The organism is Hydrogenophaga sp. PBL-H3 (genome assembly GCF_010104355.1).
In the GTDB taxonomy this organism is placed as follows: Bacteria; Pseudomonadota; Gammaproteobacteria; order Burkholderiales; family Burkholderiaceae_C; genus Hydrogenophaga.
Window position 1 is genome coordinate 306,859 of record NZ_CP044973.1, and the last position, 12,690, is coordinate 319,548.

The following is a 12,690-nucleotide window of genomic DNA, read 5'->3' on the forward strand; positions in this document are numbered from 1 at the left end:
GCAAGTCTTCTGTCATGGCCTGATGCGCCGGCGAGGGACATACTCTAGGGCAGCGCGTGAACTCAGGCAGGGACGCACTTCTTCTTGCCGACCAGCGACTTCATCTGGGCAGCCGTCGCCTGAGGTTTCAGGAACCCGAGGACGTCAGGGTCCCGAGCAGAAAACTCCGATTCGGCATCGATCAGCATCACGGAATGCAAGCCATCTTCTGAATGTGGCACTGCGCCAGTGATGGTGAGCAGAAGGAACTTCTTTTTGTTGTGGCCCTTGCCGCAGTGTTTGATGACGTCAGCCTGCATGTCGGCAACAGCCTGATCGAAAGTGATCGTCTTCTGGGCCAAGGCGCCCGTTGAGAAGGTTGCGGTGAGCACAGCGGTGAGCGCCAAGGCGATGAGGCTGGTCGATTGTTTCATTGAGTTTGCGTAGAGGGGGATCGGTAGATGGGATGCGCGTGCCGGTGGAGCAAATGGGCCGCTCAAACGGACGACTCAGCATCTCAAACAATTCGCCTGTGTCAAGGTGCCTCTACGCGTGCAAAACAAGGCGTAGAACACACCCAGGACTGGCCTTGAACTTTTGATCCTCGGTGGCAGACTGTGTGAAGAATGCAGCACACACCGCTCAAGCACATGGCCACCTCCCTTCCTTCCCCCGCAAAATCGAAGCAACAACAGGCGAACTCCCGCGAAGGCTCACCGCGCCTAACCAAACGCTTTAAGCCGGTCACCGTTCAAGACATCAGACAGGCAGGGCCAGACCACCAGGTGGTCTCCGTGTGCGGCGGCCGGGGCAGCTACCGAAAAACGCCCTGCCCGCCTTGTCCGTGGGTCCGGGAGAACGCAGGGGAGTTCCCTGCAGAGGCGTTCGTCCATTCGGCAGGCACCGCGTACGACATGAGCGACCGCAAGTTCGCTTGCCATGAGAGTGGAGCAACGCGGCCAGCAACGTGCGCTGGGTTCTTGCTCCGAGGTGCAGATCACAATCTGGCCGTTCGGCTCGCTCGTCTCCACGGAGCGTCCTTTCACGACGTAAAGGATGACGGCCGCGAGCTTTTCGACTCATACCGTGAGATGGCTGAGGCCAACGGTGTATCCCCCAGTGACCCTGCGCTGAAACACTGCCGCTGAGGGACCAACCGGAAGCGCCAAAAAGAAAACCCCCTGCGCTCTCGCAAGCACAGGGGGTTTCCAAAAAAGTGACTTTTCGTCACGTTGCTCGTTGTGGCTCGCTCACGGCGAAACGATGGCCACACCCACGCGGTAGTCACCATCGCGCTTGCCGCCGGTGCAAAGGCCTGGGCGTGCTGCAAAGCTGATCGCCCGGGTCATCTGATCGGCCGTCACGGTGACACCCGACTGCTTCTTCAGTGCAGCGCAGATCGTTGCCATCATCGCGTCGTCCAGCGCCGCCACCTTGAGACCCGCTGCACGGTATTCATCGCCCCCATTGACGCTGCGCTGGGTGCCAGTCACGATGGTGATCTCACCCAGATTCTTGTCGCTGAGCTGCGGGTACTCGCTCACAAGGATCCGGCTGAGGATTGCGCTGGTGTGTGAATCCTCCAGCAAAGCAATCTTGTTGTCCCAGTCAAGGATCGCGTCCTTTTCGTACTCTTCGTTGAAGTGGTCGTACTCGTCAACGAAACTGGCCAACGCGTTCACGGGATGCGAATCGTAGTCATGAGACATCAACCAGCAGTCGAAGTCCCAATGCAGCACATTTTCAGGGTCCTCATTCGGTCCCAAGACCGGAGTGAAAAGCCATCCACTGTCCAGCTTCACGTTCAACGCGAGAGCATTGTCAGCCAGCGAGCGAATCTTCACCTCGCAGGAGGTTGCCATCCGAATGTCCGCAGTGCGGTCGCTCCAGGTGAAAGACTGCATGCGCTCGGACATCCCTTCCACGTTGACCTGGAACGTCATGTCGGTGTACCGGTGCGCGATCGCGTTGATCCAATGGTCCTGGTGCACGTCATGTGAGTCCACGCAGTAGGTCTGAAGCTTCTGCATGACAGCAAGAGCTGTAGCCGCCCAGTGTTCATCGTCGACCGAAGTGCACACGTCCATCCAGACACCCTGTTCCAACTCGAGCAGCTGCTCGCGTGAGATCACAGTGTCCTTGTCGTGGTAGCTCAAGGTCGTGTGCACGTCGGCGCCGGCGTGGGGGATCCGAACCTCACTCACCGTTTGGAACAGTGTGCAGGGCACGAATGGCACGTCGTTGAACAGGTGCCGCACGCCAAAACGAGCAGCATCGTCCCAGTACGCCTTCACAAACTCACGAGGCGACAGTTCCCGCTTTTGGGCATGCAGGAAATCGACCACCAGGCTGTTGAATTTGGCGGTTATGGTTTTCATCTGCTCGTCGGAATTGAACAGATGCGTGCGATCCGGCATCTGCGCAGTGAACTGCGCACTGTCCAGGTGGACGATGTAGGGTGCCTCTGCTCCAGGAAAAGACAAGCGCTTTTGCTCGATGGGCAAACCCTGCAGGTACATGCGCACGTTGGTGTTGTGAGCGGGCTGAGCCAGCGTGGTGCCGCGGTGGATGCCTTGAATGCTCACCGGGCCCATGCCCGTCATCACCCACTTGCCGTCCTTGAGGTCCATCCGGTTCGGACGGGGCAGCAGTACGGTGTTGAACACCACGTCCACCGGGAAACCGGCCACCAGTTCTTTGAGATTGCGCTCGAACTGATCGACTGAACCACTGACAGGCAGCAGCTTCTCGCTGACGTTGCACAACTCGATCACCGTGGTGATTCCGTTGAGCGGTTGTTCCCCATGCTCGCGCACCCTCAGCTGGCGGCCTTCGATGATGTCTTCGCGGGTGAAGTCAAGCTGCTGCCCACGCGATGTGACCACCACGCGCTCGGCTGCGAAGACCACACTGAAGAAGCCCATGCCGAACGGCTTCTCCGTCAGTTGCACCTGTTCTGCCGTCCAGCCACTGGTGGCCAAGTCGAGCAGTTTGGCGAAGCTCTGGATGCCGATGCCGTTGTCAGAGATCGTCAGTTTGCGCGTTTTGGCATCGAGTTTGACATCAATGGTCGTTGCCTCGGCCCGACGACCGTTCTGCAGCAGCTCACCAATCACGGAGAAGCTGGACGAAAACATGTGCTCCATGTTGCGCATGAAGGACCGCTCGTTGATCTGCGCACGCACCGTGTCGCCAGAGATCTGCTCGTTGTTTTTCAAAATGGTTTCCATGGGAGTCCTAAGAAAGAAAAGGACCGGAAACCACGCGCCCCACCGGGAGAGGTTCCCGGTTGGGTTGAAGCCCGCGTTGGGGCAAAAAGTTGATGGCGACCGCGAGGCCGCGTTCTGGACATGCGCCCAAGACGGATGAATGCTATCCGAGGCTCGTGTGCGCTGCAACGCGATCGGGCCTGTTGAGATTCCTATGGCGACCGGTGCAGGTCATCGCACTCTCACGCAGCTTGGCAAAAAAAAGCCAGGCGGCGGGGCGACCTGGCTGAATGGCGGCGTAGTGGTTATTGCCGACACCCAAGAGGAACTGGTACGACAAGCATCGTCGGTATCGCGACTGCTTGCCATTGCGCAACGTCCTAGAAACCGCTCAAAAGCCCGCAAGGCGTTTCGCGCCGTGAGCCCTTCCTTCTCATTGACCATTTCTTGAAAAAAAAGTTGCGTCATGGGTCGGAAACTGACCCACATGGCCTGACAGAACAGCCGCACCCTGTTGAAATGAAGTCACTTCAGAGCTCGCTCTAAGCAGTCGGCAACTGCCGAACGTAAACCCACCCGGACGGGAACCACAGGTTCCCTTCGGGACCGTATGTGGAACCTGTCTTTCTTTCCCTTTAATGGAGATTGACATGATGAACGCCGCATACGAAACCGACTACGCTTCTGCCCTCGACCACATGGACTTCATCGTGAAGTCGCTTGCCGAGAAACCAGGCCGTGCCATTGACCTTGCCATCGACCACGGTGGTGAAGAGTCAGTGCAGGCCTTGTTCGACGCCGTGATGGACAAGGGGCACCGCATGGTGCTGGTCCAGGCGCTCGATGCTCCCTCCCTGCCGGGCTGGGTGCGCGAGAAACTGGAAGTCTTCCTCTACGGTCAGAGCCGCCAAGTTGCAGCCCTGTTCTCGAAGAAGACCATCCACTGAGCGTGAACATGGAAAGGCCTCAATCCCTAGCGGATTGGGGCCTTTTCGCTTTTCTACAAGCCACCAACCATCGCCTCCAGAACGCCTCTAAAAGGAACTCTCCGGGGGATAGAAGATGGAATGCCGCGATGGCGAGTACTGCGCCCCTGCGGCGGTCGCCTCAGCGACCTGTTCGCTGGTGTAGCCCGAGTCCACGAGAGATTGCGCGATCTCTGCGGTGATGGGCACCAGGCCTGTACCGTTCAGCACCATCTCAAGCAGCTCGCCACTGGCAGGTTCGTCCATGTCGTGCACGAAAAGGCCGTCATCCTCGTCGTCGCCCTCCCGCGCAGATGATCGGTCGATGGCGTCAAGCAGCGCAGCAGGATCGACCGACATGCGTACGGAGGCGCCAGTGGGGTCTTGGGTGATGACAACCACGTCGGACTCCACCTCGAAGCGGCCATGCCAAGCAATGACCGGCAGTGGCCCATCCTCGTTGATGCTGAACTCTCTCTCCTGGCCCCCCTCGACCAGAATCAAGGCTTGACGCGCGGTGATGTCCAGCAGGGCCGCGTCTTTCGATCCGTTGGCAAAGACCACGAAACGCAGTGGCCACGGGTCGCCTATGTAGTGGGTCTCGCCCTTAATCGCGTCCTTTTGGATGCTGCTGCACAGAAAGGCGAGTGAAGCGCCCATCACCGCGCGCTCGGATTCAGCTTGGCAGATGGACACGTGATGCCAGTGGGCATAGCCAGCCTCGCGTGAGGCTCGTTCAAGCGCCTCTCGATGCTTGATGTTGTGCCGGCGTTTGAGGACTTTCGCGCGCGCCTTCAGCTTTTCAACGTCGGCTGGCGTTGTCGGGATAAATTTCATGAGAACAGAACTCCATCAAGGCGGAATTCGGTACGGTGCCCCACTGCCGCATTCCGCCATGGGTGGAATTCGGAGGTTGTGATGTCGTCCCTCTCTGGGTTAGCCGGCGGTGGGGCAGCAGGCCTCGACATGGCCTGCGCCAAATATATCTCAATTGCCCGCGGACTCCCGGCCGTGGAATCATGAAGATGGCACCGGCTTTGTCCCAATGCAGCGCCGATTCATTTTCAGCGAGCGGGGAGCGCTTCGAGACGTTCACGCACGATGACGATCACTTCTTTGCCCACCGTTTCCGCGCGTTTGGACAACCTCCAGATGTGGATGACCAGCATGCCAATACCGCCCCAGAACACCGTTGAAAGAAAGTACATCATCCAGTAGCGGCCACCCTCCATGTTGCTGAAGACAAACGCAGCGAACAACAGCGCGGGAAGCTGGATCCACCAAGCGCTGAAAGGCAGTTTCGGTCCACCTTTTGCACCGGCATCGCCAGCCATCTTCTTTGCAAAAGAGCTCGAGGTCTTGATCTCTCCCGTGGCGAGGTTGCGCGCCCCCAGGCACCAGGTTTGACCCTTGTCGTCTTTGCCGCACATGAACACAACAGCATGCCCTGCACGCATCGCCAACCCCAAGGGCTGGAAGGCCAGCTTCATTTCTTTGCCGTCTTCGGTCCTGATCCAAACGTCCTGGACCGTCGACGCTTCGTTGTACACCTGACCCGGCAGCATCTTTCCATTGCCAATGTGAGTGTCGCGGTCTCGCACCGTGCTGAACTCGGTGCGAATTTCCGCTGACATGACAGTCCCGCCGACTGAGAATGCGGCGATCGTGGTGCCGTTGGAAGTGCGTATGGTGGTTTCGTTCATGTGGCGGTTTTCAGGATTGAAGTTCAAAGGTTTGATGGGCAGACCAAATTCATCCTACGCACAGACCTCGCCATTTCAAGGGCCTGGGTGGGTGTGAAGGGGACGGCCAGTCGGGCTACAGTAATTGCGCCGAACCCGCCGATCGCACACCCAACAGAGGGTTTTCCATTCGTAGAGCCACTCCGGGCCCCCTCCGACGCTTTCATGCTCGAAGGTCTGCAAAAGCTGAATCACAATGGCGCCCATGGATCTTCACCACTCACCACACCTGTCTACTCAGCGCGCAGTCGAGCCAAAGGTCGTCCGCTCATGAAAGCGCCCAACGGATATGAGGTCGATGTCCCAGGGCTCGCGCAAGCTGTAGCTGCCTGTGTGCCGGAGCCGACGCACCGTGCACTGATCTCTTGCCTGCGTGCCTTCGGCCAGCTTTCTGACGCGAAGCTGGCGACAACACGGGGCGGAGACGATGGCCACTACCTGGTTCGCCGCAAGGTACTGGCCAGCAACGGCGCCGTGGTTCATGAAGACCACCAAGTGTGGATAAAGGAACAGCTCGCGTTGGATGCGGGTGATGCATCAAAGACCTTCACGAGGCTTCTCGATGCCAAGTACCTTTTGAGCAAATGCCAGCTCACCAAGATCTACCTGGTCCATGACAAAGGGACGGACAACCCCGCAGCATTCGTCCAGGTTGCCATCCGCCAAGAGGATGAGTTCATCGATGCAAGGGCATTTGACAAGTACGTCTGGCGCACGCCCGCAAATTTGGCGGACCTGTTGGACGCGGTGGAGGGTGACCCGGTACCAACTGGCGACCGGTCGCGTGTTCGTCCACCGGCCTATATGCTGGAGGCGGTGGTTGACGTAGACGCCTTCGTGGCCGAAGCAGAGGCAATCGACGCTCAAGTTCGAAAGCTGCTCCACCAGCGAACTTACAAGGTGACTGGGAGTATTGCCCCGCTCGATGGCGCCCAAACGGGCGAGGTCAAGACTCACTCCGAACTGTTTCCTGGCTGGGACCGCCACCCACACAAATCGCGTCGGCTGTTCAACGACTGGAAGAACTCAAGTGCCGGCCGCAGCGGCGCTCGCCTGTGTGAACACTGGGTGATGCAACTCTCTGACTGGACAGACCCCACCAACAAAAATCGCGCCCTGGGCCTTGTGCCGATGTGGACATTCCCTCAGAAGATTGCGAGGATCGACGCTTCCAAGGGCGATACCTACACCCACTTCGGCAAGCTGCAAACGCTCGATCGCCGCGTCAAAGTGCCGTTCGGTTGGTACTTCTACATGCTCCACGGCAACCTGGTTGGTGATGGCTCCGGCAAGCGCGTGGTCGCAGACGCAGAGGACGGATTGATCGTTCTCCCCGAGCATGACTACCGCGTCCTCAAGGCTTGGAGAGAAGACGGCTACGGCTTTTAGGACCACGACAGCGGTGCGAGCGACATTCATATCTGTACCGGTACACGCGCGAGGCGTCGTGTGAATGGCCCTGCCCTGCTGCATTTCGTGGGTCTACGGGTGAAAAAGAGCCATTTCCCAGCGAAGAAACACGCGCTGCCCCCATAAACTCCAGGTGCCGCGCGGCTTGCGCGGTGATTCATTCTCAAAATCTGGAGCAAGAAAACAATGGCAACTGCAAAGAAAGCGGCCCCCAAGGCAGCACCGAAGAAAACCGTCGCCAAGGCGGCGCCAAAGAAAGTCGCGGCGAAGCCAGTGGGCGTGAACAAGCCCATCAAGGAAACCTTCAACAAGACCAGCCTGGTGGCCCACCTGGTGCAAGCTTCCGGCGCCGATGCCAAGACCGTGAAAGCAGTGTTGGGCTCGCTTGAGGCCACCATGCTCGCCTCCATCTCCAAGAAGGGCGCAGGCGCTTTCACGTGGCCAGGCGTTTTCAAAGTCGCGGCCACCCATGTGCCGGCCAAGAAGGCCCGCAAAGGTGTTGACCCGTTCACCAAGGTCGAGCGAATGTTTGCTGCCAAGCCCGCATCGGTCAAGGTCAAGGCCCGCTTCTTCAAGAAGGTCAAGGACGCCGCGCTGTAATCAGCGCCGACTCCATCCCAAAGGACTCCCCAGGCGGGAGTCCTTTTTTTTCGCCTGTGGGACCGCCATCGTGAACCGGCGATGTCGTACTTCGATGGACGTGATGCTCCGCTGGGTCAATTCAACCCGGTGCCTCGCACGGTACGGAGATCCATCTCACTTTGTGACCACTGCCCTGTCAGCCGACCAGGCGCTCATGGGCACCCAAGGCCAATCTTTGGCGTCGCAAAGTTGCTTTTCCCCAAGTTTGTCCAGTTTTTGAGCGGTGGACGGCTGCTAAACCCGACACAGTGGGGTGCAGTTGAGGCGGGCGGCAGTTCAACTTTCTTTCATTGACCAGTTCAACTTTCTTTCGCCGGACGGGTACCCGCCAGCTGCGAGTCGTGCAGGCGCTACTTCCTTAGTACTAAATTGCTGAGAACCGTATTTATTGAGGTTACGGACTGCGGAATACTAACTACCATTAAGCACCCGATAAAGTAACATACACAAAAAAACGCTTTTGGCGTGTCTATCCTTTCCCGCACCTTAACTGTATAAAACCACAGCATTGGAACGCCCAGCGTGTTTCATCCAGTTTTGAACTCCACCTGAGATTCCCTTGAAAATCAACCACTTACGCACCATTGCAATCTCACCCAATGGTGAACCACGCATGCGAGGCACACCATGATCGACCTGGTGGAGGCCGCAGGCCTCTTGTTGCTGACGGTGGTGGTGGGCGGCACACTCTTCGACATCTACGGAGAGCGAGGTTTCAAGAAGCGGCGCAACACGCGCAACGCAACAAGCATCTCAGCACCCACCGAATCGCCTGCCCTCCCCCTGCCCTATTCCGCAGATGTGGACGCCTTCCTGGAACCCATGGAGCCGGTTCGCCGCGCTCTGCAGACCATGCCTGAGGCGCAAAGGGAGCTGTGGCGTCGCAAGGCCGCCGAAGTCCTTGTCGAAGTTCGAGACATTGACCAATGGCTGCATGCCGTGAGCACGTGGGCACCGCATCAACGCGAAACGGTCTATGCCACTGCTGAGGCTAAGGTGCACCGGCGGCAAACGCTGATCAATGAGTTCGCACGGGACGCGCTCCAGGCTGGGCTCATCGACCGTGTCACGCCCCAGTAGCCGGGCACACCCCGCAAGCACTCAGAACGACAACTCCGCAGGAGCACCTATGCACGACGAGCCAGCTGAACACAGCACCCCTCCCAATGGCACCGTGATGCTCCCGGAGGCGCCCGACCTCACCGTGATCAAGCGCGGCCGCGGGCGACCCCGCAAGAGCGCTGCGCCAACAACGCCAAAGGCACCTGCAGGGCCACCCGGGCGGCCAGTGGGTTTTCGTGTGGCCACCTTCAACACCTTGAACGAGCTCACGCTGGAGGACTTCTCCTTCGTGCGGGGCGTCTTCAACGGCCTGTCGGCCCAGGACTCGTTCCTGCGCTTCTACGCCAACATCCATTTCGACCAGCGCGGCAACCCTGTCATCCCACACGGGCTGACCATCAACGCACGTTTCGACTACCTTGAAGGGCGCATCCAGCAGGCGGCCAATCTTTCCGAAGACAAGAGCCTTCAACGCGCGGCCAAGGTCCTGAACACCCCTCTGCCCTCGGCGATGGCAGACAAGGATGAGCGAGACAACCTCGAAGCGATCTACCAGCGCTGGTACGAGAACCTGCCTGAGGACCAGTTCACCGAGAAGGAGTTGCCCGAGGCGTTCCAGGCGTACTTGGTCGACAACGACATCAAGGTGAGCGTCGAGCAGACACAGGAGGTCAGTCGATCGACCCTGATCGACAGCAAGGTGAAGGCGCTCAACGAGCTGCAGACGGTACTCGCATACCTGCCCAGGCCAGATGCAAAAACCTCGATTTGGCTGGCCGCATCCGTGCACAAAGCGCTAGCAGACGCAAACATCTTGGACTTGCGCCAGCTCGTGCGATTCATCAGCTTTGCAGGACGAAACTGGTACCGCCAGATCGGCCGCATCGGCCCAGTGCGGGCCAAGAGGATCGAGGCATGGCTTGGCGACCATGCTGCCACCCTCGGGCACATCAACCGCTCAGGCGCAGCCTGGCGGCCGTACAAGCCGTTAAAAACCGCCCTTGTACCCTTGGAGCGGGCGCCGGAAATTGCAAAGCTTGAGTACGCGGAGGGGAGCAAGGTCGCTGCAGTGGCTGGGGAACAACTGATCCAGCGGGAGGGCATCGCCCCACTGGAGATGCTGCGTGTACCCGTGGCGCTCGATGGGAGCAAAGGGATGTTCCGCAACACCGGTCCAAATCACTGGGGCGCACACAACGATATGGAGGCCATCCGCCTCTGGCTCGGAACCTACCTCACAGCTAAAAAGAAGCGCACGTTTGAGGCCTACCGCCGAGAAGTCGAGCGCTTCTACGTCTGGTGCCTGTGTGAAGCGCAAGTGGCCATATCGAGCGTCAGCGTGGCGCATGCAATGGGTTATCAGCTGTTTCTTCGAGCGATCCCTGCGGCATACATCAGCACCGCGCGCGTGACGCGCGAAGACCCGCGCTGGCGTCCGTGGCGTGGCCAGATCGACCAACGGAACCAGGCCTACGCACTGACTGTCATCAAGGTGATGATGGAGGCGCTCCTTAAAGGGGCATACCTCACTGGCAACCCAATGGCGTCCCTTAAATCTGAGGCGACTGTTGAGCGGTCCATGGACACGTCGCGCTCACTCAATCAGAGCGACATAGACTGGGTGCGGGATCTGTTGGTGCGCTCTGCTGCACGCTACTCACAGCCAGATCCCGACGAAGCGGATGATGAGGATGACGACATCGAAGCGCCCTCCCCTGCCCTGCCAGGTGCACGCACGCGCAGGCTCAAGCTCATCCTCAACGTACTCCTCACTACGGGCATGCGGCTGGAAGAACTCGCACACGCTTCGGTCAAACACATGCAACCTGCTGAGGTTGATGGCGAAACGTCACCAAACGAGTTTTCGCTGCGTGTGGTCGGCAAGGGGAGAAAGGTGCGCTCCGTGCAGATCAGCTCGACCGTGTACCAGCTGATTAACGAACACCATCGTGATGTGGAGACTGCAATAGCGTTACGCGAAGGCGAAGCAAGCCCTCGCCTGCTGGCATTCAGGATAGAGCGCCCTATGGTCGGAGTGCTTGAGTCGGCTCCCGCTAGTAAGGACAAAACCGCCAAATCAACGCAAGCTACCACCGGCCGAGCGCTTGCGCTGAGCACTCAGGGACTTTACAAGACACTCAAAGGCTTCTTCAAAACGAACGCCTTGCGTGAGCTTCGCCACATAAAGGCGTCACGCCAAATGCTCGCGGCAAGGCAGGCGACGGCAGGCCAAGCGTCTCTCGCCGAAGAGTTTGCGAAGCTGGCCAGTGAGATCCGCGCGCTTGACACTGAGGCCAAGGTCTGGCAACGACGGTCCAAGTTCACCACACACTGGCTGCGACACACCTTTGCGAAGGAAGTGCTGCGAGTCAACCCCAACGATGCAGGCCTGAAGATGGCGCAAGAGATGTTGGGCCATGCCTCTATTGCAACGACAGGCATTTACCTCAAGCAGGATGAGTCGGCAAAGGTGAAGGCGGCACGGCTCATCTTTCCCAAGGGGATTTGACGCTCCGAGTTTCCCCGGGGAAAGTCAATTTCTCCGTCCTCCACCAGAGGACGGAGGCGTGAGCAGAGTGCCCACCAAGCGCCAAAAAGTTTCCCCGGGGAAACTTTTCCTCGCAGCCCCCGACCATCCTGTTCCGTCCATATGCAAAACCGGCAAGGCCATCAGCACTGAAGCAGCGTCGCGGCATAACGACCCAGGGGCCGTTGGTGGCAGACAAGATGGAGCGACCGACTGCCTCTACTGCCATCGCCATCGCCCGTGCCTGTGCCTGTGCCTGTGCCTGTGCCTGTGCCTGTGCCTGTGCCTGTGCCTGTGCCTGTGCCTGTGCCTGTGCCTGTGCCTGTGCCTGTGCCTGTGCCTGTGCCTGTGCCTGTGCCTGTGCCTGTGCCCAGAGCATGGCTCCGCCAGGATCAAAGCGGTCTGGTCGCATCGTTTCGAAAGGGTCTTGCACCTCGAGGCCCCGGTGAAGATGGGGCGCATTGCACTCGTATTGGGCATTTCGCGGGGGTCAACTCATTCATCAGACCCCACTGGTGGCAAGGACCTCGGCGAACTCATCTGCAAGTGAAACCACGCCCCGACCCGAGTTGCCAAACACCCTAAGAGCCAAAAAGTTTCCCCGGGGAAACTTCCTTCGAGACTCACGACCGACCTAGAGACGCAAACCGTCAGGAACCACCCCACCAGTACGCGGTCACTCATCCACTGCATCAGCCAACAGAACAAATGAGGTCAGCACAGAAAAGTTTCCCCAGGGAAACTTCTTGGCCGCAATTGTGTTTCCAGCTGGGGCTCGCCCAAACTCGACGCCCGTCACGAAGCCCAGAAGCATCGGTGACCATTTATGGGAAGCCATAGGTGACCAACTATGGGATAACTCTGAGTGAATGACTTTGATCGCAAACAAGGTGGCTGGCTTCCCCTCAAAGTTTCCCCGGGGAAACCACTTGGGCAGGGAACTAACGTCTTGGTAAAACAGTGTCTCCGACAACGAGTCGAGGCCCGTGCCGATGCCTACAACCAACGGACTCCGCCGTACCCATAACTATCTTAGAAAAGTTTCAGTTATTCACTGGACGAACGATCACGGCGCCTTGACAATGGTAGCAAGTGGGATACCTTGAACATCACAGCGATACGTTGTTGTTATGCGCTGCAATATAGGAGTAAAT

General features: G+C 58.7%; 11 protein-coding genes. 7 read left to right on the forward strand and 4 right to left on the reverse strand.

Features of this window, described 5'->3' with window-relative positions; genetic code table 11:
* Positions 1-62: 62 nt before the first annotated feature.
* Entirely contained in the window at positions 63-413 is a 351-nt protein-coding gene (locus F9Z44_RS22130) for a hypothetical protein (protein WP_159609072.1), read from the reverse strand.
* A 216-nt stretch (positions 414-629) separates the two neighbouring features.
* Between F9Z44_RS22130 and F9Z44_RS23080 the strand changes: the two genes are divergently transcribed.
* Positions 630-1,127 carry a DUF6283 family protein gene (locus F9Z44_RS23080; protein WP_328793976.1) on the forward strand — a complete coding sequence of 166 codons (498 nt, stop codon included), beginning with the start codon at positions 630-632 and terminating at the stop codon, positions 1,125-1,127.
* A 102-nt stretch (positions 1,128-1,229) separates the two neighbouring features.
* On the opposite strand, the gene F9Z44_RS22135 is transcribed toward F9Z44_RS23080, so the two are convergent.
* Positions 1,230-3,209 carry an ATP-binding protein gene (locus F9Z44_RS22135; protein WP_159609073.1) on the reverse strand — a complete coding sequence of 660 codons (1,980 nt, stop codon included), beginning with the start codon at positions 3,207-3,209 and terminating at the stop codon, positions 1,230-1,232.
* 193 nt (positions 3,210-3,402) lie between these two features.
* Here F9Z44_RS22135 and F9Z44_RS22140 point away from each other — a divergent pair, with 193 nt between their 5' ends.
* Together F9Z44_RS22140 and F9Z44_RS22145 are read left to right on the forward strand one after the other, a co-directional pair.
* A complete protein-coding gene (locus F9Z44_RS22140; RefSeq protein WP_159609074.1) occupies positions 3,403-3,639 on the forward strand; it encodes a hypothetical protein in 237 nt (78 codons plus the stop codon).
* Positions 3,640-3,838: 199 nt separating this feature from the next.
* Positions 3,839-4,135, forward strand: a complete 297-nt coding sequence (locus F9Z44_RS22145; protein ID WP_159609075.1) for a hypothetical protein — start codon at positions 3,839-3,841, stop codon at positions 4,133-4,135.
* Between the two features lie 87 nt (positions 4,136-4,222).
* Here F9Z44_RS22145 and F9Z44_RS22150 read toward each other — a convergent pair whose 3' ends face one another.
* Complete coding sequence (locus F9Z44_RS22150; RefSeq protein ID WP_159609076.1) at positions 4,223-4,990, reverse strand: hypothetical protein; 768 nt, start codon at positions 4,988-4,990, stop codon at positions 4,223-4,225.
* Between the two features lie 227 nt (positions 4,991-5,217).
* Positions 5,218-5,856 (reverse strand): hypothetical protein, encoded by a 639-nt coding sequence (locus F9Z44_RS22155; protein WP_159609077.1) that lies wholly within the window; start codon positions 5,854-5,856, stop codon positions 5,218-5,220.
* A gap of 309 nt (positions 5,857-6,165) precedes the next feature.
* Here F9Z44_RS22155 and F9Z44_RS22160 point away from each other — a divergent pair, with 309 nt between their 5' ends.
* The 4 genes from F9Z44_RS22160 (at position 6,166) to F9Z44_RS22175 (ending at position 11,518) form a co-directional block, all read left to right on the forward strand.
* Positions 6,166-7,284, forward strand: coding sequence for a hypothetical protein (locus F9Z44_RS22160; RefSeq protein WP_159609078.1), 1,119 nt, complete (start codon positions 6,166-6,168; stop codon positions 7,282-7,284).
* Positions 7,285-7,491: 207 nt separating this feature from the next.
* Positions 7,492-7,905, forward strand: a complete 414-nt coding sequence (locus F9Z44_RS22165; RefSeq protein WP_159609079.1) for an HU family DNA-binding protein — start codon at positions 7,492-7,494, stop codon at positions 7,903-7,905.
* Positions 7,906-8,574: 669 nt separating this feature from the next.
* Complete coding sequence (locus F9Z44_RS22170; RefSeq protein ID WP_159609080.1) at positions 8,575-9,027, forward strand: hypothetical protein; 453 nt, start codon at positions 8,575-8,577, stop codon at positions 9,025-9,027.
* A gap of 49 nt (positions 9,028-9,076) precedes the next feature.
* Positions 9,077-11,518 carry a phage integrase family protein gene (locus F9Z44_RS22175; RefSeq protein WP_159609081.1) on the forward strand — a complete coding sequence of 814 codons (2,442 nt, stop codon included), beginning with the start codon at positions 9,077-9,079 and terminating at the stop codon, positions 11,516-11,518.
* The last annotated feature ends 1,172 nt before the right edge of the window (positions 11,519-12,690 follow it).

Coding starts and splice junctions, on each gene's coding strand:
- F9Z44_RS22145 (WP_159609075.1), top strand. CDS start 3,839: ATGATGAACGCCGCATACGAAACCGACTACGCTTCTGCCCTCGACCAC.
- F9Z44_RS22130 (WP_159609072.1), bottom strand. CDS start 413: ATGAAACAATCGACCAGCCTCATCGCCTTGGCGCTCACCGCTGTGCTC.
- F9Z44_RS22135 (WP_159609073.1), bottom strand. CDS start 3,209: ATGGAAACCATTTTGAAAAACAACGAGCAGATCTCTGGCGACACGGTG.
- F9Z44_RS23080 (WP_328793976.1), top strand. CDS start 630: ATGGCCACCTCCCTTCCTTCCCCCGCAAAATCGAAGCAACAACAGGCG.
- F9Z44_RS22155 (WP_159609077.1), bottom strand. CDS start 5,856: ATGAACGAAACCACCATACGCACTTCCAACGGCACCACGATCGCCGCA.
- F9Z44_RS22175 (WP_159609081.1), top strand. CDS start 9,077: ATGCACGACGAGCCAGCTGAACACAGCACCCCTCCCAATGGCACCGTG.
- F9Z44_RS22160 (WP_159609078.1), top strand. CDS start 6,166: ATGAAAGCGCCCAACGGATATGAGGTCGATGTCCCAGGGCTCGCGCAA.
- F9Z44_RS22140 (WP_159609074.1), top strand. CDS start 3,403: ATGGCGACCGGTGCAGGTCATCGCACTCTCACGCAGCTTGGCAAAAAA.
- F9Z44_RS22165 (WP_159609079.1), top strand. CDS start 7,492: ATGGCAACTGCAAAGAAAGCGGCCCCCAAGGCAGCACCGAAGAAAACC.
- F9Z44_RS22170 (WP_159609080.1), top strand. CDS start 8,575: ATGATCGACCTGGTGGAGGCCGCAGGCCTCTTGTTGCTGACGGTGGTG.
- F9Z44_RS22150 (WP_159609076.1), bottom strand. CDS start 4,990: ATGAAATTTATCCCGACAACGCCAGCCGACGTTGAAAAGCTGAAGGCG.